Origin of the sequence: Hydrogenophaga sp. ANAO-22 (assembly GCF_042466645.1) — a bacterium.
GTDB lineage: Bacteria > Pseudomonadota > Gammaproteobacteria > Burkholderiales > Burkholderiaceae_C > Hydrogenophaga.
On sequence record NZ_CP159956.1, the window covers coordinates 5,743,983 to 5,770,265 of the forward strand.

At 69.2% G+C, this 26,283-nt stretch carries 20 protein-coding genes; 10 read left to right on the forward strand and 10 right to left on the reverse strand.

Going from position 1 to position 26,283, the window contains the following annotated elements:
* The first annotated feature begins 78 nt into the window (after positions 1-78).
* Genes ABSY19_RS27950 through ABSY19_RS27960 form a run of 3 tightly spaced genes read left to right on the forward strand, consistent with a single transcriptional unit; the run spans position 79 to position 5,802 of the window.
* Entirely contained in the window at positions 79-1,509 is a 1,431-nt protein-coding gene (locus tag ABSY19_RS27950) for an efflux transporter outer membrane subunit (protein ID WP_382157749.1), read from the forward strand.
* Positions 1,506-2,627: an efflux RND transporter periplasmic adaptor subunit gene (locus tag ABSY19_RS27955; RefSeq protein WP_382157751.1), complete on the forward strand. Its 1,122-nt coding sequence runs from the start codon at positions 1,506-1,508 to the stop codon at positions 2,625-2,627. Before ABSY19_RS27950 ends, ABSY19_RS27955 begins: the two co-directional genes overlap by 4 nt.
* A gap of 10 nt (positions 2,628-2,637) precedes the next feature.
* On the forward strand, positions 2,638-5,802 hold the full coding sequence (locus ABSY19_RS27960) for an efflux RND transporter permease subunit (RefSeq protein ID WP_382157753.1): 3,165 nt from the start codon (positions 2,638-2,640) through the stop codon (positions 5,800-5,802).
* Between the two features lie 277 nt (positions 5,803-6,079).
* Here ABSY19_RS27960 and ABSY19_RS27965 read toward each other — a convergent pair whose 3' ends face one another.
* Together ABSY19_RS27965 and map are read right to left on the reverse strand one after the other, a co-directional pair.
* Positions 6,080-8,767 (reverse strand): [protein-PII] uridylyltransferase, encoded by a 2,688-nt coding sequence (locus ABSY19_RS27965; protein ID WP_382163974.1) that lies wholly within the window; start codon positions 8,765-8,767, stop codon positions 6,080-6,082.
* A 4-nt stretch (positions 8,768-8,771) separates the two neighbouring features.
* A complete protein-coding gene (gene map, locus ABSY19_RS27970) occupies positions 8,772-9,596 on the reverse strand; it encodes a type I methionyl aminopeptidase (protein WP_382157755.1) in 825 nt (274 codons plus the stop codon).
* 127 nt (positions 9,597-9,723) lie between these two features.
* On the opposite strand from map, the gene purL reads away from it, so the two are divergent.
* The 4 genes from purL to ABSY19_RS27990 are packed head-to-tail and all read left to right on the forward strand — an operon-like array spanning position 9,724 to position 15,840.
* On the forward strand, positions 9,724-13,734 hold the full coding sequence (purL, locus tag ABSY19_RS27975) for a phosphoribosylformylglycinamidine synthase (protein ID WP_382157757.1): 4,011 nt from the start codon (positions 9,724-9,726) through the stop codon (positions 13,732-13,734).
* Positions 13,735-13,746: 12 nt separating this feature from the next.
* A complete protein-coding gene (locus ABSY19_RS27980; RefSeq protein ID WP_291114870.1) occupies positions 13,747-14,019 on the forward strand; it encodes a DUF2164 domain-containing protein in 273 nt (90 codons plus the stop codon).
* Positions 14,020-14,022: 3 nt separating this feature from the next.
* Positions 14,023-14,856 (forward strand): phytanoyl-CoA dioxygenase family protein, encoded by an 834-nt coding sequence (locus ABSY19_RS27985; RefSeq protein WP_382157759.1) that lies wholly within the window; start codon positions 14,023-14,025, stop codon positions 14,854-14,856.
* Positions 14,857-14,868: 12 nt separating this feature from the next.
* Positions 14,869-15,840: a DUF808 domain-containing protein gene (locus tag ABSY19_RS27990; RefSeq protein WP_382157761.1), complete on the forward strand. Its 972-nt coding sequence runs from the start codon at positions 14,869-14,871 to the stop codon at positions 15,838-15,840.
* Positions 15,841-15,845: 5 nt separating this feature from the next.
* Here ABSY19_RS27990 and ABSY19_RS27995 read toward each other — a convergent pair whose 3' ends face one another.
* Positions 15,846-17,813, reverse strand: coding sequence for a U32 family peptidase (locus tag ABSY19_RS27995; RefSeq protein WP_382157763.1), 1,968 nt, complete (start codon positions 17,811-17,813; stop codon positions 15,846-15,848).
* A 69-nt stretch (positions 17,814-17,882) separates the two neighbouring features.
* Between ABSY19_RS27995 and ABSY19_RS28000 the strand changes: the two genes are divergently transcribed.
* A complete protein-coding gene (locus ABSY19_RS28000; RefSeq protein ID WP_382157765.1) occupies positions 17,883-18,638 on the forward strand; it encodes an alpha/beta fold hydrolase in 756 nt (251 codons plus the stop codon).
* Positions 18,639-18,693: 55 nt separating this feature from the next.
* Entirely contained in the window at positions 18,694-19,389 is a 696-nt protein-coding gene (locus ABSY19_RS28005) for a heparan-alpha-glucosaminide N-acetyltransferase (protein WP_382163976.1), read from the forward strand.
* A 69-nt stretch (positions 19,390-19,458) separates the two neighbouring features.
* Here the strand turns inward: ABSY19_RS28005 and ABSY19_RS28010 are convergent, their stop codons facing one another.
* The 3 genes from ABSY19_RS28010 to ABSY19_RS28020 all read right to left on the reverse strand — a co-directional run bounded on the left by ABSY19_RS28010 (position 19,459) and on the right by ABSY19_RS28020 (position 21,227).
* Positions 19,459-20,238, reverse strand: a complete 780-nt coding sequence (locus ABSY19_RS28010) for a peptidylprolyl isomerase (RefSeq protein WP_382157767.1) — start codon at positions 20,236-20,238, stop codon at positions 19,459-19,461.
* Positions 20,239-20,338: 100 nt separating this feature from the next.
* Entirely contained in the window at positions 20,339-20,617 is a 279-nt protein-coding gene (locus ABSY19_RS28015) for a BolA family protein (RefSeq protein WP_382157769.1), read from the reverse strand.
* Positions 20,618-20,678: 61 nt separating this feature from the next.
* Entirely contained in the window at positions 20,679-21,227 is a 549-nt protein-coding gene (locus tag ABSY19_RS28020; protein WP_382157771.1) for a septation protein A, read from the reverse strand.
* 140 nt (positions 21,228-21,367) lie between these two features.
* Here ABSY19_RS28020 and ABSY19_RS28025 point away from each other — a divergent pair, with 140 nt between their 5' ends.
* Positions 21,368-22,327 carry a YcjF family protein gene (locus ABSY19_RS28025; RefSeq protein WP_382157773.1) on the forward strand — a complete coding sequence of 320 codons (960 nt, stop codon included), beginning with the start codon at positions 21,368-21,370 and terminating at the stop codon, positions 22,325-22,327.
* Between the two features lie 87 nt (positions 22,328-22,414).
* Here ABSY19_RS28025 and ABSY19_RS28030 read toward each other — a convergent pair whose 3' ends face one another.
* The 4 genes from ABSY19_RS28030 to ABSY19_RS28045 are packed head-to-tail and all read right to left on the reverse strand — an operon-like array spanning position 22,415 to position 26,275.
* On the reverse strand, positions 22,415-23,440 hold the full coding sequence (locus tag ABSY19_RS28030; protein ID WP_382157775.1) for an LLM class flavin-dependent oxidoreductase: 1,026 nt from the start codon (positions 23,438-23,440) through the stop codon (positions 22,415-22,417).
* Positions 23,437-24,357, reverse strand: coding sequence for a cysteine synthase A (gene cysK / locus ABSY19_RS28035; RefSeq protein ID WP_382157776.1), 921 nt, complete (start codon positions 24,355-24,357; stop codon positions 23,437-23,439). Before cysK ends, ABSY19_RS28030 begins: the two co-directional genes overlap by 4 nt.
* Positions 24,354-24,776, reverse strand: coding sequence for a peptide-methionine (R)-S-oxide reductase MsrB (gene msrB, locus ABSY19_RS28040; RefSeq protein ID WP_382157778.1), 423 nt, complete (start codon positions 24,774-24,776; stop codon positions 24,354-24,356). Before msrB ends, cysK begins: the two co-directional genes overlap by 4 nt.
* An 11-nt stretch (positions 24,777-24,787) precedes the next feature.
* Positions 24,788-26,275 (reverse strand): YdiU family protein, encoded by a 1,488-nt coding sequence (locus ABSY19_RS28045; protein WP_382157780.1) that lies wholly within the window; start codon positions 26,273-26,275, stop codon positions 24,788-24,790.
* Positions 26,276-26,283 lie beyond the last annotated feature (8 nt).

The window sequence follows — 26,283 nt, forward strand, 5'->3', positions numbered from 1 at the left end:
AACGTATTGAAATATCCAGTCAGCGAAATCGACTAGAGTCAGTCCCCGGCATAACAACCGAACAGGGACTCCCTTTCCATGAAGCGAATGCTTGTCGTGGCGGCCAGCGCGGCCGTACTGAGCGCCTGCAGCGTGACCAAGCCGCCCGCGACTGTGCCGGTGGACTTGCCATCCACCTGGTACGCACCGCCGCTGGCACACCAGGGCAGCACCGAACAGCTCACCGCCTGGTGGAGCCGGTTCGATGACCCGGTGCTGACCGACTGGGTGGCGCGCGCACAGGCCCAAAGCCCTTCCGCCGCATCGGCGCGCGCACAGGTGTTTGCCGCCCGCGCGGCACGCCTGGGTGTGGAGGCCGAGACCGGCCCGCAGCTCAACGCGGTGGCCAACGCCAGCCGCGGCCGCACCGACCCGACCCAGCCGCTGGGCACCTCGCTGAGTGCCGGCCTGCAGGCCTCATGGGCGATCGACCTGTGGGGCGGCAACGAGGCCCGCCGCGGCAGCGCCGAGGCGCAACAGGAAGCGGCCGGCGCCGGCTGGCACCAGGCCCGCGTGCTGGTGGCCTCGGAACTCGCGCAGCTGTACTTCGCCCAGCGCCTGTGCCGCGAGCAACTGGCGGTGGCCGCGCGCGACCGCGACTCGCGCGCCGTGACAGCCGAGAACAACGCGGTCTCCGAACGCGCCGGCCTCACGGCGCCGGCCGTGGCCGCGCTGGCGCGCGCCAGCGGTGCCGAGGGCGCCGCGCGCTTCCGGCAACAGGACGAAGTCTGTGAGCGCCAGGTGAAGTCGCTCACCGCGCTCACCGGCGTGCCCGAGCCCGACGTGCGGCAGCGGCTGACCGCCGCGCCCGACCTGCAGGCGCTGTTGCAATCCCCGCGCATGGACCAGTTGCTCTCGGTGAACGCCGTGCCGGCCGAGGTGATCCGCCAGCGCCCCGACGTGTACCGCGCCCAGCGCGACCTCGTGGCGGCGAGCGAAGAGGTGGGCGTGGCCCGCGCCGCCTTGCTGCCCAGCCTGTCGCTCTCGGGCAGCCTGCTGCGCAACCGCTTTTCGGGCGGCGGCGCCGAGGGCACCTTCAACACCTGGTCGGTCGGCCCGCTCACGCTGAGCATGCCGCTGCTCGGGCGCGATGCCCTGCGCGCCAACACCGACAGCGCCCAGGCGCGCTACGAAGCCGCCGCCATCGCCTACGCCGGCACCTTGCGCCAGGCCGTGGCCGAGGTGGAGCAGGCGCTGGTGAGCATCTCCAGCCTGCGCGAGCGCGTGGCCTCCACCGACACCGCCGTGGCCGGCTACGGCCAATCCTTCCAGGCCACCGAGGCGCGCTACCGCGTGGGCCTGGCCAGCCTGAACGAGCTGGAAGAGGCGCGCCGCCTCAAGCTCGCGGCCGACAGCAGCGCCGTGGCCCTGCAGCAGGAACGCATCAACGCCTGGATCCAGTTGTACGTCGCCCTCGGTGGCGGCTTCGACCCCGTGAACAACCCCGACGCCCTCAAAGACCCATCATGAACGCCGTTCCTCCGCAATCGCGCAAACGCTGGCTCTGGCTGGCCATCGCCCTGGCCGTCGTCCTTCTGGGCGTGTTCTGGGTCTTCATCAAGAAGCCGGGCAACGCCGACGCGCCCACGCCCGCCGCCGAAGCCGCGCCAAGGCCCTCGCTCACCGTCACCGTGGCCAAGCCCACGCGCGGCGACCTGCCGATCCGCCTGCAGGCCAACGGCAACATCACCGCCTGGCAGGAGGCCAGCGTGGGTGCCGAGGTCAACGGCCTGCGCCTGGCCTCAGTGAACGTGAACGTGGGCGACGTGGTGCGCAAGGGCCAGGTGCTGGCCGTGTTCGCCAACGAAACCACCAAGGCCGACAGCCTGCAGAGCCAGGCCAGCCTGGCGCAGGCCGAGGCCAGCTTCGAGAACGCCAAGGCCGACGCCGACCGCGCGCGCTCGATCCAGGACACCGGCGCGCTGTCGAAATCGCAGGTGGCGCAGTACCTCACGCAGGAACGGGTGGCCCGCGCGCAGTTCGAGGCCGCCAAGGCCGCCTTCGGCGCGACCGAGGTGCGCCTGGGCAATACGCGCGTGCTCGCGCCCGACGACGGCGTGATCTCCGCGCGCACCGCCACCGTGGGCGCGGTGGTGGGCGCCGGGCAGGAGCTGTTCCGCATGGTGCGCCAGAGCCGCATGGAATGGCGCGGCGAGGTCACGCCCAACGAGGTGGGCCGCATCCGCGTCGGCCAGAAGGTGCAGGTCACGGGGGCCACCGGCCTGGAGATCAACGGCCAGGTGCGCGCCATCGCGCCCAGCGCCGACCCGCAGACGCGCAACATCCTGGTCTTCGTGGACCTGCCGCGCCACGCCGAACTCAAGGCCGGCACCTTCGCCAAGGGCAGCTTCGACCTCGGGCAGAGCGAGGCGCTCACCGTGCCCAGCCAGGCCATCGTGGTGCGCGACGGCAGCAACTACGTGTTCGTGATCGACGCGCAGAGCAAGGCCAACCAGCGCAAGGTGCAGACCGGGCGGCGGGTGCAAGAGCGCGTCGAGGTGCTCGAAGGCCTCAAGGCGGACGAGGCGGTGGCGGTGCAGGGCGCGGGCTTCCTGAACGAAGCCGACCTGGTCAAGGTCGTTCAGTGAGGGCGCGGCCATGAACGTCTCCGCCTGGTCCATCAAGAACCCCATCCCGGCGGCGATGCTGTTCGTCATGCTCACGCTGGCGGGCCTGTTCTCCTTCAAGCAGATGAAGGTGCAGAACTTCCCCGACCTGGATCTGCCCACCATCACCGTGGTGGCGGCGCTGCCGGGCGCCTCGCCCAACCAGCTCGAAAACGACGTCGCCCGCATCATCGAGAACAGCCTGGCCTCGCTGCAGGGCCTCAAGCACATCTACACCAAGGTGCAGGACGGCACGGTCTCGCTGACGGTGGAGTTCCGCATCGAGAAGAACACCCAGGAAGCGCTGGACGACGTGCGCTCGGCGGTGGCCAAGGTGCGCAGCGAGCTGCCCACCGACCTGCGCGACCCCATCGTCAACAAGGTGGAACTGGCCGGTGGCGCGGTGCTGGCCTACACGGTGTCCTCCGACAAGATGGACGCCGAGGCCCTGTCCTGGTTCGTCGACAACGACGTGTCCAAGCAGCTGTTGTCGGTGACCGGCGTGGGCGCCGTCAGCCGCGTCGGCGGCGTGGACCGCGAGGTGCAGGTGCTGCTCGACCCGCTCAAGCTGCAGTCGCTGGGCACCACCGCCACCGACGTGTCGCGCCAGCTGGCGCGTGTGCAGATCGAGAGCGCGGGCGGCCGGGTGGACCTGGGCGGCAGCCAGCAGCCGCTGCGCACCTTGTCGCAACTGGCCTCGGCCGAGGCGCTGTCGAAGATGGAAATCGCGCTCAGCGATGGCCGCCGCATCCGCCTGGACCAGATCGCCGAGGTGCGCGACACCGTGGCCGAACCGACCGCCGCCGCCTTCCTCGATGGCAAGCCGGTGGTGGGCTTCGAGGTCGCGCGCAGCCGGGGCGCGAGCGAGATCGAGGTGGGCGACGGGGTGCGCGCGCGCCTCAAGGACCTGCAGACGGCGCGGCCGGACCTGCGGATCACCGAATCGTTCGACTTCGTGACGCCGGTGAAAGAAGAGTTCGACGCCTCCATGACGCTGCTCTACGAGGGCGCCTTGCTCGCCGTGCTGGTGGTGTGGCTCTTCCTGCGCGACATCCGCGCCACCATCGTCTCGGCCGTGGCCCTGCCGCTGTCGGCCATCCCGGCTTTCATCGGCATGTACTACATGGGCTTCACCATCAACGTGGTGACGCTGCTGGCGCTCTCGCTGGTGATCGGCATCCTGGTGGACGACGCCATCGTGGAGGTGGAGAACATCGTGCGCCACATGCGCATGGGCAAGTCACCGTACCAGGCCGCGATGGAGGCGGCCGACGAGATCGGTCTGGCGGTGATCGCCACCACCTTCACCCTGATCGCGGTGTTCCTGCCCACGGCCTTCATGGCCGGCATTCCGGGCAAGTTCTTCAAGCAGTTCGGCTGGACCGCCGCGCTCGCGGTGTTCGCCTCGCTGGTGGTGGCGCGCGCGCTCACGCCGATGATGGCGGCCTACATCCTCAAGCCCTTCGTGTCCCGAGAGATGCCGCGCTGGGCGGCGTCCAACCCCGTCACCGCCGCGGCCTGGCGCTGGGTCAACAACCAGGAGGAGCCCGGCTGGCTCAACACCTACCAGAACTGGGCGCGCTGGTGCATCCGCCACCGCTGGATCACCAGCATCGGCGCGGGCCTGTTCTTCGTCGGTTCGCTGTTGCTGATCCCGCTGCTGCCGCAGGGCTTCATCCCGCCCGACGACAACTCGCAGACCCAGGTGTTCCTGGAGCTGTCGCCCGGCGCGACGCTGGAACAGACCATCTCCACGGCCGAGCGCGCGCGGGTGCTGGTGGCGGCGGTGCCGCACGTGCGCTCGGTCTACACCACCATCGGTTCGGGCACGGCCGGCACCGACCCGTTCGCGCCGCAGGGCGCGGCCGAGTCGCGCAAGGCCGCGCTGACCATCCAGCTCGACCCGCGCGGCGAACGGCCGCGCAAGCAGGGCATTGAAAACCAGCTGCGCGAGGCGATGTCGAACCTGCCGGGCGTGCGCAGCAAGGTGGGCCTGGGCGGCTCGGGCGAGAAATACATCCTCACGCTCACCGGCAGCGATGCCCATGCGCTGAGCACCGCGGCGCGCGCCATCGAGCGCGACCTGCGCACCATCCAGGGGGTGGGCAGCATCCAGTCCACCGCCGCGCTGGTGCGCACGGAAATCATCGTCACGCCCGATCTCGCGCGCGCCGCCGAACTCGGCGTCACGAGCTCGGCCATCGCCGAGACGCTGCGCATCGCCACCGTGGGCGACTACGACAACGCCTTGCCCAAGATGAACCTGCCCGAGCGGCAGATCCCCATCGTGGTCAAGCTGGACGTGGGCGCGCGGCACGACCTCGAGGTGCTCAACCGCCTCGCGGTGCCGGGCAGCAAGGGCCCGGTGATGCTGGGGCAGGTGGCCCAGCTCGACTTCGGCGGCGGGCCGGCGGTGATCGACCGCTACGACCGCGCGCGCAACATCAACTTCGAGGTGGAGCTCGCGGGCATCGCGCTGGGCGACATGAAGATGGCGGTGGAAAAGCTGCCCAGCCTGCGCAACCTGCCACCGGGCGTGTCGGTGCTGGAGATCGGCGACGCGGAAGTGCAGGGCGAGCTGTTCGCCAGCTTCGGCCTGGCGATGCTGACCGGCGTGTTGTGCATCTACATCGTGCTGGTGCTGCTGTTCAAGGCGTTCCTGCACCCGGTGACCATCCTGGCGGCGCTGCCGTTGTCGCTGGGCGGGGCTTTCGTGGCGCTGCTGCTGGCGAACAAGAGCTTCTCCATGCCGTCGCTGATCGGTCTGATCATGCTGATGGGGGTGGCGACGAAGAACTCGATCCTGCTGGTGGAGTACGCCATCGAGGCGCGGCGCGAGCACGGGTTGAGCCGGCTCGACGCGATCCTGGACGCCTGCCACAAGCGGGCCCGGCCGATCGTGATGACGACCATTGCCATGGGCGCGGGCATGTTGCCGATCGCGATTGGCTGGGGCGCGGCCGATGGCAGCTTCCGTTCACCGATGGCGGTGGCGGTGATCGGCGGCCTGATCACCTCGACCTTCCTGAGCCTGTTGGTGATTCCGGCGGTGTTCACCATCGTGGACGATGTGTCGCTGTGGTTCGCCGGCTTGTTCCGGCGCAAGCCGGCGGCCGATGGGCATGACCCTGTGGAGACGGGGACCCTTCGCGCCTGAAGGGTTTGGGTAGATCAGGAGGAAGGCGGCAGGGGCAGCTCCGCGAATGTCCCCCGAGTCGGCTTCGCCGCCTCTCCTCCTTTACTTCGCTGCGCTGCTCCTGCCGCCTTCCTCCTGATCCTGCCGACGGGTGGACTGGCGGTGGGTGGCGTGCCAACAGTGCTTCCGAGCCCGCGAGGGTGGGTGTTCTGCGCAGCGGGGTAAAGGAGGAGGCGGCACCAGCCGCCGGGGGACACCCGCGGAGCAGGGCACCCGCCCTCGCGGGCCGCCAACCAAGTCAGCCCTCAAGCGTCTCCAGAAGCTCCGTCTCGATCTCGATCTGCCGCTTGTTCATCTGCAACTGCGCGCCACTGATCAGGAAGGTATCTTCCACCCGTTCCCCCAGGGTGGTCACCTTGGCGAGCTGCACGTTGATGTCGTAGCGCGCGAGAACCCGCGTGATGCCATAAAGCAGCCCAGCGCGGTCGCTCGCCGAAACCGACAGCAACCAGCGCTGCGCCTTCTCGTCCGGCCGCAGATCCACCCGCGGCGTGATGGGGAAGCTCTTCACCCGCCGCGAAAGCCGGCCCTTGGTCGGCGCGGGCAAGGGGCCGCGTTCGTCGATCGTCTGCGCCAGGTTGTTCTCCACCATCGCGATCAGCTCCCGGTAGTGCTCCGACATCGTCGGTGCCACCACCTGGAAGGTGTCCAGCGCATGGCCGGTCAGCGTGGTGTGCACGCGCGCGTCCAGGATGCTGAAGTGCGAGCTGTCGAAATAACCGCAGATGCGCACGAACAAATCGGGCTGGTCGGGCGCGTACACCAGCACCTGCAGGCCCTCACCCTCGGGCGAGATGCGCGCGCGCACGATGCACTTGTCGATCGGCGCCTCGGCCCCTTCTTCGAGCTTGGCGGCGGGCTTGGCCGCCGCCTGCGCGATCTGGCGAGAGAGCACGCGCGTGTGCCAGGCGATCTCGTCGGCCTGGTGGCGCATGAAGTAGCTCACGTCCAGCGTGTCCCACAGCGCCTTGTGCGCCTGGTGGGGCAGGGCGTGCAGGGCCAGCATGGACAGCGCCTCGCGCTTGCGGCCTTCGATCACCGCCCCGGGGTCGGGCGCCCGGCCACCCAGCGCGCGCAAGGTGTAGCGGTACAGGTCTTCCAGCAGCTTGCCCTTCCAGGCGTTCCACACCTTGGGGCTGGTGCCCCGGATGTCGGCCACGGTGAGCAGGTACAGCGCCGTGAGGTAACGCTCGTTGCCCACGCGCCTGGCGAAGGCGGCGATCACGTCGGGGTCGCTCAGGTCCTCCTTCTGCGCCATGCGGCTCATGGTGAGGTGCTCGGCCACCAGGTACTGGATCAGCTTCGTGTCTTCGCGGTCGATGCCGTGCTGGTGGCAGAAGGTGCGCACGTCGCGCGCGCCCAGGTCGGAGTGGTCGCCGCCCCGGCCCTTGGCGATGTCGTGGAACAGCGCCGCGATGTAGAGGATCCAGGGCTTGTCCCAGCCGGCCGCGAGCTGCGAGCAGAACGGGTACTCGTGCGAGTGCTCGGCGATGAAGAAGCGGCGCACGTTGCGCAACACCATCAGGATGTGCTGGTCCACCGTGTAGACGTGGAACAGGTCGTGCTGCATCTGCCCCACGATGTGGCGGAACACCCAGAGGTAGCGCCCGAGCACGGAGGTCTGGTTCATCAGCCGCATGGCGTGCGTGATGCCCTCGGGCTCCTTCAGGATCTGCAGGAACTGCGCGCGGTTGACCGGGTCGGCGCGAAAGCGCGCGTTCATCACCGGGCGGGCGTTGTACAGCGCGCGCAGGGTGCGCGCCGACAGGCCCTTGATGCCCACGGTGGTCTGGTAGAGGTGGAAGGTTTCCAGGATGGCGTGCGGCTGCTGCACGTACAGGTTGTCGCTCGCCACCTCGAGCATGCCGCCCTTGTCGAAGAAGCGTTCGTTGAGCGGGCGCAGGCGGTCCACGCCGGCCACGTCGCTCTGCAGCCGCTCCTGGATGTTGAGCAGCAGGATCTGGTTCAACTGGGTCACGGCCTTGGCCGCCCAGTAGTAGCGCTTCATCAGCGCCTCGCTGGCGCGGCGCGTGCCCTTGGCGCTGCTGGCCATGCCGGCGGGCACCTGGGCCTTGAAGCCGAAGGACTCGGCCACGGCGTTCTGCAGGTCGAACACCAGCCGGTCTTCGCGGCGGTGGGCCAGCAGGTGCAGGCGCGCGCGGATCAGGCTGAGCAGGGCCTCGTTGGCCTTGATCTGCCGCGCCTCCAGGGGCGTGGCCAGGCCCTTGCGGGCCAGTTCGTCCCAACTGCGGCCCAGGCCGGCGGCTTTGGCCACCCACAGGATGATCTGCAGGTCGCGCAGGCCACCGGGCGACTCCTTGCAGTTGGGCTCCAGGGAGTAGGGCGTGTTCTCGAACTTGGTGTGGCGCTGGCGCATTTCCAGCGTCTTGGCCACGAAGAAGGCCTTGGGGTCCATGGCCTCGGCCAGCTGGTTCACCAGGGTGGAAAAGGCGTTCTTGCTGCCCGCGATGAGCCGGCATTCGAGCAGCGAGGTCTGCACCGTCACGTCTTTCGCCGCCTCGTCCACGCAGTCGGCGATGGTGCGCACGCTGGAGCCGATCTCCAGGCCCAGGTCCCAGCAGGCGCCGATGAAGCCTTCGAGGCGGGCCTTGAGCGCGGCGTCGTCGTCGGGCCGGCTGCCGTCGGGCAGCAGCACCAGCACGTCCACGTCGGAATGGGGAAACAGCTCGCCGCGCCCGAAACCGCCCACGGCGATGAGCGAGAAACCGGGCCCGAAGCCCGCCAGGGACCACAGCTCGCGCAGGGTCTGGTCGGTCAGGCGGGAGAGTTGCTGCAGCGCCTTGCGCACGCCCCGGGTGGACGAGCCCTGCACGCCCAGCTGGTCGAGCAGGGCGGCCTTGTCCGTGCGGTATTGCTGCCGCAGGGTGCCGAGGTCGGGCGCGGCGGGCACCGGCGCGGGCGCCATGGCCTCAGGCAAGGGCGGGCGCCGGTGTCACGAAGGCGGGCGCGGGCAGGCTGCCGGCCGACAGGGTGAGCACCTCGTAGCCGGTCTCGGTGACCAGCACGGTGTGTTCCCACTGGGCCGAGAGCGAGCGGTCGCGCGTGACGATGGTCCAGCCGTCGCCCATTTCCTTGATGTCGCGCTTGCCGGCGTTGATCATGGGCTCGATGGTGAAGGTCATGCCGGGCTTGAGCTCGTCCAGCGTGCCGGGGCGGCCGTAGTGCAGCACCTGCGGGTCTTCGTGGAAGCGCTGGCCGATGCCGTGGCCGCAGAACTCGCGCACCACCGAGAAACCGTTGCCCTCGGCAAAGGTCTGGATCGCGTGGCCGATGTCGCCCAGGCGGATGCCGGGGCGAACCATCACGATGCCCTTCCACATCGCCTCGTAGGTCACCTGGCAGAGCCGGCGCGCCTGCACCGAGCACGCGGCCTCGCCGCCGATCAGGAACATGCGGCTGTTGTCGCCGAACCAGCCGTCCTTGATCACCGTCACGTCGACGTTGAGGATGTCACCCTTCTTGAGCGGTTTTTCGTTCGGGATGCCGTGGCAGACCACGTGGTTGATGGACGTGCACAGGTGGCCCGGGTACGGCGGGTAGCCGCTGGGCTGGTAGCCGATGGTGGCCGAGACGGTGCCCTGCTGCTTCATGTACTCGGCCGCCAGGCGGTCGATTTCCAGCGTGGTGATGCCCGGCTGGATCAGCGGTGTGAGGTAGTCCAGCACTTCGGACGCCAGGCGGCAGGCCGTGCGCATGCCCGCGATGCCGGCTTCGTCTTTGTAGGTGATGCTCATGGGGCGCGATTATCCCATCTGACCCCGTCTGGAGGGCCCCCGGCAAGGCAAGGCCATGGGGGCGGCCGGGTAAAATTCCGGGTTTTCCACCTGCCGCCGGCGGGTCAACGCACCTCAGGCTCCCAACGTGTCCCTGCACCTGCGCTTTTTTGAAGGCGGCAACGCCGTCAGCGACTTCAAAGTCCAGCAGCTCCTGCCCCGCCTCGCGGGCATTTCCGACAAGATCAACGGCCTTTCGGCCCGCTTCGTGCACCTGGCGAGCTTCGACGGCGAGCCCGACGCGGCCACGCTCCAGCGCGTGGGCGAGCTGCTGACCTACGGCGAACCGGGCACCCCGGCGCACGCCCAGCTGGAAACGGCCGGCGCGCCAGCCCTGCTGGTGATGCCACGCCTGGGGACGGTCTCGCCCTGGGCCTCCAAGGCGACCGACATCGCCCACAACTGCGGGCTGAGCCTGCACCGGGTCGAGCGCCTGGTCGAGTACCGGGTTGGCCTCAAGTCCGGCCTGCTGGGCAAGAAGGCCAGCCTGTCCGAAGAGCAGCTGCGCGCCGTGGCCGACCTGCTGCACGACCGCATGACGGAAAACGTCTCGCTCGATCGCAGCCAAGCCCAGGCGCTGTTCACCGAGCTGCACCCCGCGCCCATGGAGCAGGTCGACGTGCTCGGCGGTGGTCGCACCGCATTGGAGCGCGCCAACGCCGACTGGGGCTTGGCCCTGGCCGACGACGAGATCGACTACCTCGTCAACGCCTTCAACGGCCTCAAGCGCAACCCGACCGACGTCGAGCTGATGATGTTCGCGCAGGCCAACAGCGAGCACTGCCGCCACAAGATCTTCAACGCGCAGTTCACCATCGACGGCGTGGCGCAGGACAAGAGCCTGTTCGGCATGATTCGCCACACCCACCAGCAGGCGCCGCAGCACACCGTGGTGGCCTACTCGGACAACGCCTCCATCATGGAAGGCAGCGTGGTCGAGCGCTTCGTGGCCCGCGCCGGCGGCGACGCCTCGCCGGCCTACGCCGCCGAAACCGCCACGCACCACGTGCTGATGAAGGTGGAGACCCACAACCACCCGACCGCCATTTCCCCGTTCCCGGGCGCCTCCACCGGCGCGGGCGGCGAAATCCGCGACGAGGGCGCCACCGGCCGGGGTTCCAAGCCCAAGGCCGGCCTGACCGGCTTCACCGTCGGCAAGCTCTGGGGCGGCCTCTCCGACCAGCCGGGCGGCAAGCCCGAGCACATCGCCAGCCCGCTGCAGATCATGACCGAGGGCCCCCTGGGCGGCGCGGCCTTCAACAACGAGTTCGGCCGGCCCAACCTGCTGGGCTATTTCCGGGAGTACGAACTGGCGGTGGACGGCGTGCAGCGCGGCTACCACAAGCCCATCATGATCGCCGGCGGTGTCGGCGTGATCGACGCCATCCAGACGAAGAAGATCGAATTCCCGGCCGGCTCCCTGCTCATCCAGCTCGGCGGCCCGGGCATGAAGATCGGCATGGGCGGCAGCGCGGCCAGTTCCATGGCCACGGGCACCAACGCCGCCTCGCTGGACTTCGACTCCGTGCAGCGCGGCAACCCCGAAATCGAGCGCCGCGCGCAGGAGGTCATCAACCACTGCTGGCAGCAGGGCGAGAACAATCCCATCCTGGCGATCCACGACGTGGGCGCGGGCGGCCTCTCCAACGCCTTCCCCGAACTCACCAACGACGCCGGCCGCGGCGCGCGCTTCGACCTGCGCGCCGTGCCGCTGGAAGAAAGCGGCCTGGCGCCCAAGGAAATCTGGTGCAACGAGAGCCAGGAGCGCTACGTGCTGGCGATCGCCCCCGAGTCGCTGGCCACGTTCCAGGCCTTCTGCGAGCGCGAGCGCTGCCCGTTCGCCGTGATCGGCGTGGCCACCGAAGAGCGCCAGCTGGTGCTGGCCGATGAGGGTCAACAGAGTCCCGTTGACATGCCGATGAACGTGCTGCTGGGCAAACCGCCCAAGATGCACCGCGACGTGAAAAGCGTGGCGCGTCAGGTGGCCCCGCTGGCGCTCACCGGCGTGAACCTGCAGCAGGCCGTGATCGACGTGCTCAGCCACCCGACCGTGGCCTCCAAGCGCTTCCTCATCACCATCGGCGACCGCACCGTGGGCGGCCTGTCGCACCGCGACCAGATGGTCGGCCCCTGGCAGGTGCCGGTGGCGGACTGCGCCGTGACGCTGGCCGACTACAAGGGCTTCGCCGGCGAGGCCATGAGCATGGGCGAGCGCACGCCGCTGGCCGCGCTCGACGCCGCCGCGTCGGGCCGCATGGCGGTGGCCGAGGCCATCACCAACCTGCTGGCCGCGCCCATCGAGCTGCCGCGCGTGAAGCTCTCCGCCAACTGGATGGCCGCCTGCGGCGAACCGGGCGAAGACGCGGCGCTGTACGAGACCGTCAAGGCCGTGGGCCTGGAACTCTGCCCGGCGCTGGGCATTTCCATCCCGGTGGGCAAGGACAGCCTGTCCATGCGCACCCAATGGAGCGAAGGCGGCGAGACGAAGAAAGTGACTTCGCCGGTCAGCCTGATCGTGAGCGCCTTCGCCACGCTGGCCGACGTGCGCGGCACGCTCACGCCGCAACTCAACAATGCGCTCGAAGACACCACGCTGGTGCTGATCGACCTCGGCAAGGGCCGCCACCGCATGGGCGGCAGCGTGCTGGCCCAGGTGCTGGGGCAGGGCGGGGGCGAGGTGCCCGACCTGGACGACGCCCAGGACCTGGTGAGCCTGGTCAACGCGGTGAACGCGCTGCGGGCCCAGGGCCAGATCCTGGCCTACCACGACCGCAGCGACGGGGGCCTGCTGGCCGCCGCCGCCGAAATGGCCTTCGCCGGCCACGTGGGCGTGGCGCTCAACGTGGACCTGCTCGTGACCGAAGGCGACGGCATCAGCGACAGCCGCGCCGAGATGGGCGACGCCAAGAACTGGGCCGGCCAGGTCAGCGCGCGACGCGAGGAACTCACGCTCAAGGCCTTGTTCAGCGAAGAGCTGGGCGTGCTGCTGCAGGTGCGCACCGAAGACCGCAACGCGGTGATGCAGACCCTGCGCGAGCACGGCCTGTCCAAACACAGCCACTTCGTCGGCAAAACCCGCCCGGCCTCGTCCACCATGGACGCCGGCAAGGGCCAGCTGCAGGTCTGGCGCGACACCAAGGCCGTGTTCTCGGCGAGCCTGTTCGACCTGCAACAGGTCTGGGACAGCGTGAGCTGGAAGATCAACCAGCAACGCGACAACCCGGCGGGCGCCGACGCCGAACACGCGGCCGCCGGCCGGCCCGACGACGCCGGCCTTCACACGAAGCTGACGTTCGACGCCACCGACAACGTGGCCGCACCGTACCTCAACCTGGCCCGGCCCAAGGTCGCCATCCTGCGCGAGCAGGGCGTGAACTCGCACGTGGAGATGGCCTACGCCTTCACCCAGGCCGGGTTCGAGGCCTTCGACGTGCACATGACCGACCTGCAGACCGGCCGTGCGAAGCTGGCCGACTTCAAGGGCGTGGTGGCCTGCGGCGGCTTCAGCTACGGCGACACGCTGGGCGCGGGCATCGGCTGGGCGCGCAGCATCACCTTCAACCCCGGTCTGTCCGAGCAGTTCCAGGCCTTCTTCGGCCGCGACGACACCTTCGGCCTGGGCGTGTGCAATGGCTGCCAGATGTTCGCCGAGCTGGCCGACATCATTCCCGGTGCCGAGGCCTGGCCGCGCTTCACCACCAACCAGAGCGAGCGCTTCGAGGCGCGCCTGTCCCTGGTGGAAGTGCTGGACTCGCCCAGCCTGTTCCTGCAGGGCATGGCCGGCAGCCGCCTGCCCATCGCGGTGGCGCATGGCGAGGGTTACGCCAACTTCCACCACCGGGGCGACGCCAGCAAGGCCATCGCGGCGATGCGCTTCACCGACCACGGCGGCGCGGCCACCGAGGCCTACCCGTTCAACCCCAACGGCAGCCCGGGCGGCCTGACGGCGGTGACCACGGCCGACGGCCGCTTCACGGCCATGATGCCGCACCCCGAGCGCGTGTTCCGCAACATCCAGATGAGCTGGACCGACCAGGACCCGGCCGCTTTCAGCGCCTGGATGCGCCTGTGGCGCAACGCGCGCAAGTGGGTCGGCTGACCGGACGCACCCATGGCCATCGAACTGCCCAAAACCACCCGCGACGAGGCGATCGCCTCGATCCAGCGTTACTTCGACGCGAACATGGACGAGCGCATCGGCAACATCGCCGCCGGTGGCCTGCTGGGCTTTTTCCTGGAGGAGATCGCGCCCGCGGTCTACAACCAGGCCGTGGCCGATGTGCAGGAACGCCTGCAGGCGCGCGTGGCGGAGCTCGACATCGAAGTGCACGAGGACGCTTTCACCTACTGGCGCAAGCGGGAGAAACCCGCCAAGGGGAGATGACACATGGCCCGAGAACTCTTTCTGCCTGAGGGCACCGCCACCGATTTCGCCACCGACGGCGCCGTGGTGCTGCGCGGGGTGTTCAACGCGGACGAACTGGCCCTGCTCGAACGCGGCATCGAGCACAACCTGGCGCATCTGAGCCCGCTGGCGCTGGTGGCGAGCGAACCCGACGACCCGGGCCGTTTCGTCGAGGACTTCTGCACCTGGCAGGACAACCCGTCGTACCAGCGCATCCTGCGCGATTCGGCCCTGCCGCACATCGCCACCCAGCTCATGCACAGCCGCACGGCCCGGATCTACCACGACCATTTGCTGGTCAAGGAGCCCGGCACGCGCCAGCCCACGCCCTGGCACCAGGACCAGCCGTACTACAACGTCAGTGGCCGCCAGAACGTGAGCTTCTGGATTCCCGTGGACCCGGTGCCGCTGGCCAGCACGCTGCGTTTCGTGGCCGGTTCGCACGCCGGCACCTGGTACATGCCGCGCACCTTCCGCGACCAGCAGGCCCGCTGGTTCCCCGAAGGCACGCTGGCCGAACTGCCGGCCATCGACGCCGAGCCCGACCGTTTCCGCCAACTGGCCTGGGCACTCGAGCCCGGCGACTGCGTGGCCTTCCACATGCTCGCGCTGCACGCCTCCAGCGGTGTGGGCCCGGGGCAGCGCCGGCGCGTGTTCTCCGCCCGCTACCTGGGCGAAGACGCGCGCCATGCGCCCCGGCCCTGGCGCACCTCGCCGCCGTTTCCCGGTCTGGCCGAGCGCATGGCCGATGGCGCCGAGCTCGACGATCCCCTGTTCCCCTCCGTCTGGCCCGCCGCCGGCCCCACCCACTCCTGAAAGGGCCACCCCATGGCCGGAACCAGCCTGCTCGCGCTGATCGACGACATCGCCACCATCCTCGACGATGTGGCCCTGATGACCAAGGTGGCGGCGCGCAAGAGCGCGGCCGTGGCGGACGACGTGGCCGCCATGACCCAGCTGGCGGCCAAGAAGACCGCCGGCGTGCTGGGCGACGACCTCGCGCTCAACGCCCAGCAGGTCACCGGCGTGAAGGCCGACCGCGAACTGCCCGTGGTCTGGGCGGTGGCCAAGGGCTCGCTCCTCAACAAGGCCATCCTGGTGCCCAGCGCGCTGGTCATCAGCGTGATCGCCCCCTGGGCCATCACGCCGCTGCTGATGCTCGGCGGCCTGTTCCTGTGCTTTGAAGGCGCGGAAAAGCTCTGGCACGCCTTCGGCCCGCACCAGGCCGAGGACGCGGCGCACCGCGAAGCGCTGGTGGAGGCCGCGGCCAACGAAAGCGTCGATCTGGTGGCGTTCGAGCAGCAGAAGATCAAGGGCGCGGTGCGCACCGACTTCATCCTGTCGGCCGAGATCATCGTGATCACCCTGGGCACGGTGGCCGCCGTCGGCATGGGCCAGCGCATCGCCGTGCTGGTGGGCATCTCGCTGATCATGACCATCGGCGTCTACGGCCTGGTGGCGGGCATCGTCAAGCTCGACGACCTGGGCCTGCACCTCAACCAGCAGGCCGCGGCGTGGAAACAGTCCCTGGGCCGCGGCATCCTCGCGGCTGCGCCCTGGCTGATGAAAACGCTGTCGGTGGTCGGCACCGCCGCCATGTTCCTGGTCGGCGGTGGCATCCTGGTGCATGGCATCCCAGCGCTGGGCCATGGCATCGAGGCCTTCGCCGCCACGCTGGGCTGGATCGGCTCGCTCGCTTCCAGCCTGGCGGGCGCGCTCGCGGGCCTGGTCGCCGGTGGGGTGGTGCTGGCCCTGGTGAGCCTGGGCAAGCGCCTGCGCGGCGGCGCGAAGACCGCCTGAGTGCCTCAGGCGGTCGTGGCAGGCCGCGTGCGGTAGAACTTCAGCGGACTGGCCGGCACGGCCTGCATCACGGCGGGCTTGATGCGCCCGACCACGTGCATCTCGCAGGGCTTGCAGTCGAAGCGCAGCGTGAGTTTCTCGTTGCCGTGCGTGATGCTCATGGGCTCGGCGCGGATCGTGCCCTGCACACCGGTGACGCCCTTGGCCTGCTTGGGGCACAGGCTGAGCGAGAAGCGCACGCAGTGTTTGGTGATCATCAGGCTCACTTCACCTTCTTCCTCGTGGCTCTCGTAGGCCGCGGCGATCACCTTCACGCCGTGCTTCGCGTAGAAGTCGCGCGCCTTGTGGTTGAACACGTTGGCCAGATAGGTCAGGGTGTCTTCCGGGTAGCTCACCGGTGGCTCCACCGGGATGGCGCGGGGCAGGCGCTGCCAGGCCGAGGCGCGCGCGGCTTCCAGCGCGGCGATGGCGTCGCGCCGCAGCGGGTTGAGCAGCGAGGCCGGCACGAACCAGGGTTGCGAGAGCTGCAGCGACACGTCGATCGGCTCGAACACCGTCTCACCCAGGCGAGAGAGCCCTTCGCGCAGCCGGGCCTCGGCCTGGGCGGCGTCCTTGGCCGGCTCCAGCGCGCCGGGCAGGGTGGCAGCGGCGCAGTGGCCGTCCTCGTCGGTCGCGGTCAGCGTCAGGCCCTCGGGCGTCTCGTCCAGCCGCAGCCAGACGCCGATGCGGCGGTCGGCCGACTTTTTCTCCAGCGTGCGCACCCAGTCCATGTCGCGGTTGCGGTTGACCACCGTGCCGCGCTTGAGGTGGCGCAGGCCCTCGATCGCGTCCTTGGGGAACACGCGCCACTGGCCCGGCGTGCCCGTGGGTTCGGCGCGGTTGATCTGCAGGCCCACCAGCTCCTTGTGCAGGTCGAGGTAACACAGGCCGTCGCCGTTGTGCACCACGGTGGCCGGGTCGTCGGTTTCGATCTCGACGAAGTTGGGCCCGACCTTGCTCACCCAGCCGATGGGCCGGCCCGGGTTCTTGGGCGTGTCGAAGGCGCCGATGTCCTCCTGGCGGCCCTGCACGAAGTAGTCGGTGAACTCGCGGTTGAAGTTCTGGCCGGGGTCGGGTGTGAAGCCGAAGCTGCAGCGGCCGCTGGAGGCCCGGCCCAGCTCGGGCCGCTCGTCCAGGATCTGATCGAACAGGCGGCGGTAGTGCGCCGTGATGTTCTTGACGTAGCCCATGTCCTTGTAGCGGCCTTCGATCTTGAAGCTGCGCGCGCCCACGTCGATGAGCTCGCGCAGGTTGTCGCTCTGGTTGTTGTCCTTCATCGAGAGCACGTGCTTGTCGTGCGCGACGATGCGGCCCTGGCTGTCCTTCACCTCGTAGGGCAGGCGGCAGGCCTGCGAGCAGTCGCCCCGGTTGGCGCTGCGCCCGGTGTGGGCATGGCTCACGTAGCACTGGCCGCTGTAGGCCACACACAGCGCGCCGTGGATGAAGAACTCGATCTGGCAGCGCTCGGCGTCGAGCACGTCGCGGATCGCGGCGATCTGCGGCAGCGTGAGCTCGCGCGCCAGCACCAGCTTGGACAGGCCCGCGTCCTGCAGGAAACGCGCCTTCTCGGGCGTGCGGATGTCGGTCTGCGTGCTCGCGTGCAGCTGGATCGGGGGCAGGTCGATCTCCAGCAGGCCCATGTCCTGCACGATCAGCGCGTCCACGCCCGCGTCGTACAGCTGCCAGGCGAGCTTGCGCGCGCCCTCCAGCTCGTCGTCGCGCAGGATGGTGTTCATGGTCACGTAGACGCGGCTGCCGAAGCGGTGCGCGTGCCTGGCCACGCGCGCGATGTCCTGCACGCGGTTGTCGGCGCTGGTGCGCGCGCCGAACGAGGGCCCGCCGATGTAGATCGCATCGGCGCCGTGGTTCACCGCCTCGATGCCGATCTCGGCGTCGCGGGCGGGGGAAAGCAGTTCAATCTGGTGGGGCAGCATGGCGGTCGGTCGTGGAGCGGGCAGAATCGGGCCAGGAAAAACAGCCCGATATTGTCCCGGAGAACGCCCATGACCCCAAGTCCCAACCCCTCAAAAACCGCTGTCGTGCTGGTCCACGGGGCCTGGCACGGCGCCTGGTGCTGGCGCCGCGTGCTGCCACTGCTGCGCGGCGCGGGCGTGGAGGCGCACGCCGTCACCCTCACCGGCGTGGGCGAGCGCGCCCACCTGCTCAGCCCGGCCGTGGACCTGCACACCCACATCCAGGACGTGTTCGGCCTGGTCGAGGCCGAAGAGCTGCAGCGCATCGTGCTGGTGGGCCACAGCTACGCGGGCGTGGTGGTCACCGGCGTGGCCGACCGCCTGCAGCGCGAGCGCCCCGGCTGCCTGGCGCACCTGGTCTACCTCGACGCGGCCGTGCCGTATCCCGGCGACAGCTGGAGCAGCCACCATTCGGCCGAAACCAAACAGGCCCGCGCCGATGCCGCGAAACCCAGTGGCGGCCTGAGCTTCCCGCCGCCCGACGCCAAGCTGTTCGGGCTGGAGGGCGCCGACCGCGACTGGGTGAACCGCCGTCAGACCCCCCAGCCTTACCGGCTCTACCCGCAGCCGCTGGATTTCGATGCCGCGCTCGTGAATGCCGTGCCCCGCACCTTCATCGACTGCACCTCGCCCGCGCTGGCCACCATCGCTCCCGCGCGCGAGCGCGTGCGCCGCGAACCCGGCTGGCAGGTGCTGGAGTTGGCCACCGGGCACGACCCGATGGTCAGCGAACCGCAGGCCCTGGCCGAGATGCTGCTGGACATCCACCGCGCAGCCGCCGCCTGAAAGCACCGCCGTGGCACAGCGCCTGGACCGCATCGACCTGCTGCGCGCGGCGGCCATGCTGTGGATGACCGCGTTCCATTTCTGCTTTGACCTCGACTTCTTCGGCTTCATCAACGAAGACTTCTACCGCGACCCGGTCTGGACCGGGCAGAGAACGGCCATCGTCAGCCTGTTCCTGTTCACCGCCGGCCTGTCCCAGGCCGTGGCCCTGCACCAGGGGCAAACCTGGGTGCGCTTCTGGCGGCGCTGGCTGCAGGTGGCCGGGGCGGCGCTGCTGGTCACGGCGGGCTCGGTGGCCATGTTCCCGAACAGCTTCATCTACTTCGGCGTGCTGCACGGCATCGCGGCCATGCTGATCATCGTGCGGCTCACGGCGGGGTGGGGCGCCTGTCTGTGGTGGCTGGGCGCGCTGGTCATCGCGCTCAAGTTCGCCGCGCCACACGCCATCGCCACCTGGCCGGCGCTGGACGTGCTCAACAGCCCGGCCCTCAACTGGCTCGGCCTGATCAACCGCAAGCCCATCACCGAAGACTATGTGCCGCTGGCGCCCTGGCTGGGCGTGATGTGGTGGGGCATGGCGGCCGGCCAGTGGGCCCTGCGGCACCGGCCGCACTTGCTGGGCACGGCCGACGCGGCGGCCACCGGTGTGCGAAGGGGCCTGGTGACGCTGGGGCGCTGGAGCCTGTCTTATTACCTGCTGCACCAGCCGGCGCTGCTGGGCCTGGTCTGGGTCGCCGCCCAGATGCGCTGAGCGGGACGAGCGCCGGGCACAAAAAAAGCGCGGACCGGCCGCGCTTTTTTGTGTAAGAGGCGAAACGCTTTACTGGATCTTGGCCTTTTCGCGCAGCGTCTTCTGGAACTCGGCCAGCTTCTGCTGCTGCATCTGCTGCTCGATCTGCGGCTTGATGTCTTCCAGCTTGGGCAGCTCGGCGGTGCGCACGTCGTCCACACGGATGATGTGCCAGCCGAACTGCGTCTTCACCGGCTCCTGCGTCAGCTGGCCCTTTTCGAGCTTGACCATGGCTTCGGAGAATTCCGGCACATAGCTGGCCGCGGCCGCCCAGTCCAGGTCACCCCCGTTGGCGCCGGATCCCGGGTCCTTCGACTGCTTCTTGGCGATCTCTTCGAACTTGCCACCCTTCTTGAGGCTGGCGATGATGGCCTTGGCTTCGTCTTCCTTCTCCACCAGGATGTGGCGCGCGCGGTATTCCTTGCCGCCGTTGGCCGCCACGAACTTGTCGTACTCGGCCTTGACGTCGGCGTCGGTCACCGGGTTCTTCTTCTGGTAGTCGGTGAAGAGGGCACGGATCATGATGGTCTGGCGCGCCAGTTCCATCTGGTTCTTGTATTCCTCGGTGGCGGCGATGCCGCGCTTCTGCGCTTCCTGCATGAAGACTTCGCGCAGCACCACTTCTTCCTTGAGCTGGGCGCGCACGTTGTCGTCCACCGGGCGGCCCGAGGCGGCGATCTGCTGCTCCAGCACCGTCAGGCGCGCCGTGGGCACGGGCTTGCCGTTGACGATGGCCACGTTCTGGGCCAGGGCCCAGGGCGCTGCCGTGATGAGGGCAGCCGCGGTGAGGGCCGTCAGGGAGAATTTCATGGTGTTCCTCGGGATAAAAGGGGGTTGGAGCCGCCGCCAGGGGCAGGGTTTCAGCAATCAGGTATCAGAACGTAGCGGCTGAATGGGGTGTGGTCGGCCTTCAGGCCTTGATTTCGATGGCCAGGGCATGCAGCCCCGCCTCGGTGAATTTTTGCAGCGCATCATACACAAGGCGGTGCTGCGCCACCCGCGTGCGGCCGACGAACGCGGGCCCGCCGATGCGCACGCGGAAATGCGTGCCATAGCCCAGGCCATTGGCGCCCGCATGGCCGGCGTGGGCCGCGCTTTCGTCCAGCACTTCGAGCAGGGTGGGGGTGAGGGCTTCGCGCAGGCGCGCCTCGATCGCGGCGGCGGTGGGGACCACGGCGGTGTCGCTCATTGGAGTACCTCCGCCCTGCGGGCTGCGGTGCGAGCCCCCTTCGGAGCGGCCGGGCGGGTGCTCATGGCTTCTTCTCCACGGCGTCGTCGTCCTTGAGGTAACGCGCGATGTACAGGCCCTGGCCGACGATGAAGACCACCGGGAACACATAGCCCCAGAGCTTGAAGTTCACCCAGTCTTCGGTCGAGTAATAGGCCGCTACGTAGGCGTTGATGCCGGCCATGAACAGGAAGTAGCCGACCCAGGCCACGGTGAGCCGGGCCCACACGTTCGTGGGCAGGTTGAGCTGGCTGCCCAGCAGGATCTGCAGGAAATTCTTCTTCCAGATCCACAGGGCCGCGGCCAGCACGATGGCCATGCTCGCGTACAACACGGTGGGCTTCCATTTGATGAAGCGCTCGTCCTGCAGGAACAGCGTGAGCGCACCGAACACCAGCACCAACACCAGCGTGACCTTGTGCAGGGTCTGCAGCTTGCGGTCGATCGCGTAGATGAGGGCGGTCTGGACCAGGGTGGCGGCCATCAGCACACCGGTGGCGGTGTAGATGTCGGCCATCTTGTAGGCCACGACGAAAAGCCCGATGGGGAAAAAATCGATGAGAAAACGCATGCGGCGATTATCGGGCTTGGATATGACGCATCCTTAAGCGGGGCTTTGGGCGCGGCGGCCGAGCGGAACTTGCGGCCCGGCAGAGGCTCTCTATCGTGTCCCCGGTCCCGATTCACCCTTTCTCCAGGAGCCTCGCGCGCATGACCCCACAGGAACAGCAGTCCATCCTCTCCATCGCCTTGCTGGCCGCGTTCGCCGACGGCAACAAGGCCGACGCCGAGCGCGAAGCGATCCGGCGCATGGCCGAATCGCTGCCGCACGAATCGGGTGGCACCGTGCTGGTGCGCCTGTACCAGGACGTGCTGCTCAAGCGCGTGTCGCTGGCCGATGCGGTGGCCGGCCTGCCGGACGCCGGGCAACGGCAGCTCGCCTACGAAATGGCGGTCTGTGTGTGCGACGCCGACGGACGGCAAAGCCCGGCCGAGGCGGCTTTCCTGAACGATCTCAAGGCCCGCCTGAAGCTGGACGCGAGCGAGGCCGCCGCCTTCGAGCGCGAGGCGGACGCCGTCCTGGACGCGGCGGAGAAGGCGGTGCCGGTCGCCGTGCCCGTGGCGCCCCCGGTGGTGGCGGCCAGCGTGGCGCAGGGCGTGGATCTGGACAGGTCCATCCTGAACTACGCGCTGCTCAACGGCGCGCTGGAGCTGCTGCCGCAGTCCTGGGCCTCGATGGCCATCATCCCGTTGCAGGTGAAGATGGTCTACGCCATCGGCAAGGCGCACGGCGTGGAGCTGGACCAGGGCCACATCCGCGAGTTCATCGCGGCGGTGGGCGTGGGCCTGACCTCGCAGTACCTGGAGCAGTTCGGCCGCAAGCTGCTCGGTGGCCTGCTCGGCAAGGCCGCCGGGCGCACCGTGGGCCGCCTGGGCGGCGCGGCCACCGGCATGGCGTTTTCGTTCGCCACCACCTACGCGCTGGGCCAGGTGGCCCGGCGCTACTACGCGGGCGGGCGTGTGATGAGCACCGAGCTGCTCAAGCAGAGCTTCCAGGACCTGCTGGGCCCGGCCAAGCAGATGCAGGCGCAGTACCTGCCGCAGATCCAGCAGAAGGCGGCGTCGCTGGACGCCGCCCAGGTGATGCAGATGGTGCGCGGCGGGGTGTAGAGAAGCATCCCTGCGCCGCCTTCGGCGTCTCCCCCTCAAGGGGGCGCACCCAGCGGCCCGGCAAAGCCGGTTCCGCGGGCGCTCTGGTCAGGCGGGGTCCGCGACCGACTGCTGCATCGACATCGCCTCGGCAGCGATGCTCAGCGAGCGCAGGCGCAGCGCGGGGTCGAACAGGTCGCTCACGATCATGAACTCGTCGGCCTGGGTCACCTGGGCCAGCGACTGCAGGCCCGCGCGCACGGTCTCGGGCCCGCCGATCACGGCGGCGGCCAGGAAATCGGCGATCGCCGCCTGTTCCTGCGCGTGCAGGCCTTGCATGAAGCCCTTCACCGGTGGCGGCAGCTGGCCGCGCTTGCCGGTGAGGATGCCCAGCACGCGCTGGTAGGTGCTGCTCGCGAGGTACTCGGCCTCTTCGTCGGTGGGCGCGGCCACCAGCGGCACGCCCACGACGGCGTAGGGCTCGGCCAGCGTGGCCGAGGGCTGGAAGTGCGTGCGGTACACGTCCAGCGCCTGCAGCAGCAGGCGCGGCGCGAAGTGCGAGGCAAAGGCATAAGGCAGGCCGCGCTCGGCCGCCAGTTGCGCGGAGAACAGGCTCGAACCCAGCAGCCAGATCGGCACGTTCGTGCCCGCGCCGGGGTTGGCGATCAGGCGCTGGCCGGGCGAGGCCGGGCCCAGCAGGTGCTGCAGCTCGGCCACGTCGCGCGGGAAATCGGCCTCGGTCTCCACGCGGTCGCGCCGCAGCGCGCGCATGGTGTGCGGGTCGGTGCCGGGCGCACGGCCCAGGCCGAGGTCGATGCGGCCGGGGTAAAGCTCGGCCAGGGTGCCGAAGGCTTCGGCCACCACCAGCGGCGCGTGGTTGGGCAGCATGACGCCACCCGAACCGATGCGCATGCGCTTCGTGCCGCCCGCGATGTGGCCGATCAGCACGGCCGTGGCCGAGCTGGCGATGCCGCTCATGTTGTGGTGCTCGGCCAGCCAGTAGCGCGTGAAACCGAGCGACTCGGCGTGCTGGGCGGTGCGCAGGGCCACCGCCAGCGCGTCGGCCACGGTGCCGCCTTCGCGCACGGCCACCAGGTCGAGCATGGACAGGCGGATGTCGGAGAGGTTTTTCATGCCGGGAGGAAGCCTTCGATCGAGAGATACCGTTCGCCGGTGTCGTAGTTGAAGCCGAGCACCACGGCCTTGGCCGGCAGCTCGGGCAGCTTCTGCGCGATGGCCGCCAGCGTGGCACCCGAGGAGATGCCGACCAGGAGGCCTTCTTCGCGCGCGCTGCGCCGCGCCATCTCGCGCGCCGGCTCCGCATCGACCTGGATCACGCCGTCGAGCAGGCTGGTGTCGAGGTTGTTGGGGATGAAGCCCGCGCCGATGCCCTGGATGGGGTGGGGCGAGGGGTTGCCGCCGGAGATGACGGGCGAGGCCGCCGGCTCCACCGCGAACACCTTGAGCTGGGGCCAGCGCGCCTTGAGCACGCGCGCCACGCCGGTGATGTGGCCGCCCGTGCCCACGCCGGTGATGAGCACGTCGATGCCGTCGGGGAAGTCGGCCGCGATCTCCTCGGCGGTGGTGCGCACGTGCACGTCCACGTTGGCCGGGTTGTTGAACTGCTGCGGCATCCACGCACCGGGGGTGGCGGCCACGATTTCCTCGGCGCGCGCGATCGAGCCCTTCATGCCCTTCTCACGCGGGGTCAGGTCGAAGGTGGCGCCGTAGGCCAGCATCAGGCGGCGGCGCTCGACCGACATGCTGTCGGGCATCACCAGGATCAGCTTGTAGCCCTTGACGGCGGCCACCATGGCCAGGCCGATGCCGGTGTTGCCCGAGGTGGGTTCGACGATGGTGCCGCCCGGCTGCAGCGCGCCCGAGCGCTCGGCGTCTTCCACCATGGACAGGGCGATGCGGTCCTTGATGGAGCCGCCCGGGTTGCTGCGCTCGGACTTGATCCACACCTGCTGGCTCGCGTCGCCGAACAGGCGCTGCACGCGGATGTGCGGGGTACGGCCGATGGTTTCGAGAACGTTCTGGGCTTTCATGGCGTGTTGTCCTTCTTGGGTTGGTGTTCCAGCGAAGCGGAGTTCATGCAGTAGCGCAGGCCGGTGGGGGCGGGGCCGTCCTCGAACACGTGGCCCAGGTGCGCGCCGCACTGGCTGCACACGGTTTCCACGCGCACCATGCCGTGGCTGCGGTCGGTGATTTCGGTGATGGCACCCGGCACGGCCAGCGAGAAGCTGGGCCAGCCGCAGCCGGCGTCGAACTTGGTGTCGGCGTCGAACAGCTTGTTGCCGCAGCAGATGCAGTGGTAGCTGCCATCGGCCCAGACCTGCTCGAACTTGCCGGTGAACGGGCGCTCGGTGTGGGCATGGCGGGTCACGTCGAAGGCGCGCGGCTCGGCACCTTTGGCGGCCAGCACTTCGCGCCACTCGGCTTCGGTTTTCTGAACGGGGAAGTTCATCGGGAGGTCTCCTAGGACGAGCAGCTGATTTCGATTTGTTGGGCCCACTCGGGCGGGAAGGCGGCCAGGTCTTCCTGGCCGGCAAGGGCTTCAAATGGGTGCTCGAGCGCGTTTTGCAACCGGGCGAGCTCGCTGAAGTCACCTTGCTTGGCGCGCTGGATGGCGATTTCGCCCAGGTGGTTGCGCAGCACCACCTGCGGGTTGGTGCGCAGCATGCGGGCCTGCGTGGTGGTGGCATCGAAACCGGGTTCGGCCTGCAGGCGCTCGCGCCAGCGAACGGCCCAGGCGTCAAAGGCCTCGCGCTGCAGGAACAGGTCGCGCACCGGGTCGAGCGGCCCGGCCACGGCGTGGATCAGGCGGCGCCAGAAGATGGTGAAGTCCACCGCATCGGCGGCCATGAGCTTCATCAGCGACTCGGTGAGCTCGGCGTCGCCGTCTTCCGTGCGGCCCAGGCCCAGCTTGGCGTTCATGCGGCGCTGCAGCGCGGCCGGCATCAGCGCCTTGTAGGGCTCCAGCGCGTCCAACGCCTGCTGCTGGTCGTCCATCAGCGGCAGCAACGCCTGGCCCAGGGCAAACAGGTTCCAGTAGGCGATGTTGGGCTGGCGGTTGTAGGCGTAGCGCCCGCCGGTGTCCGAGTGGTTGCAGATGTGGCCGGGGTTGAAGGCGTCGAGAAACTGGAACGGCCCGTAGTCGATCGTCAGGCCCAGGATGCTCATGTTGTCGGTGTTCATCACCCCGTGGCAGAAACCCACCGCCTGCCACTGCGCCACCATCTCGGCGGTGCGCGCGCTCACGGCCTCCAGCAGGGCTGCGTAGGGGTTGCCCGGTGCTTCACGGCAGGCCGGGTAGAAGCGGTCGATCACGAAGTCGGCCAGCTGGCGCAACTCGTCGTGCAGCCCGTGGTGCGAAAAGTGCTCGAAATGGCCGAAGCGGATGAAGCTGGGAGCCACGCGCGTGACCACGGCGGCGGTTTCGATCTCTTCGCGGCGCACCGGCGCGGGCGAGCCCGTGACGCACAGCGCGCGGCTGGTGGGAATGCCCAGGGCGTGCATGGCCTCGCTGCAGAGGAATTCGCGGATGGAGCTGCGCAGCACCGCGCGGCCGTCGCCCATGCGCGAATACGGCGTGAGGCCGGCGCCCTTGAGCTGCACCTCCTGCGGGCCCGAAGGCGTGTCCGCCTCGCCGAGCAGGATGGCGCGGCCATCGCCCAGCTGGCCGGCCCAGTGGCCGAACTGGTGGCCGCTGTACACGCTGGCCAGCGGTTGCGTGCCGGCGATGGGCAGGTTGCCGGTGAAGGCATCGAGCGCGGCGGGCGAGGACAGCCAGGCCCGGTCCAGGCCCAGCAGATCGGCCACCGCCGGGCTGGTGCCCACCCAGTGGGGCGAGGGCAGGGGCGTGGGGGCTCTGAAGGTGTAGAAGGCCTCGCCCAGGCTGGCGAAGCGGTTGTGCCAGGCCAGGCCCAGGTCCAGTTGGGCGGCCATGTCGACGGGTCGGTTCATGTCCGCCA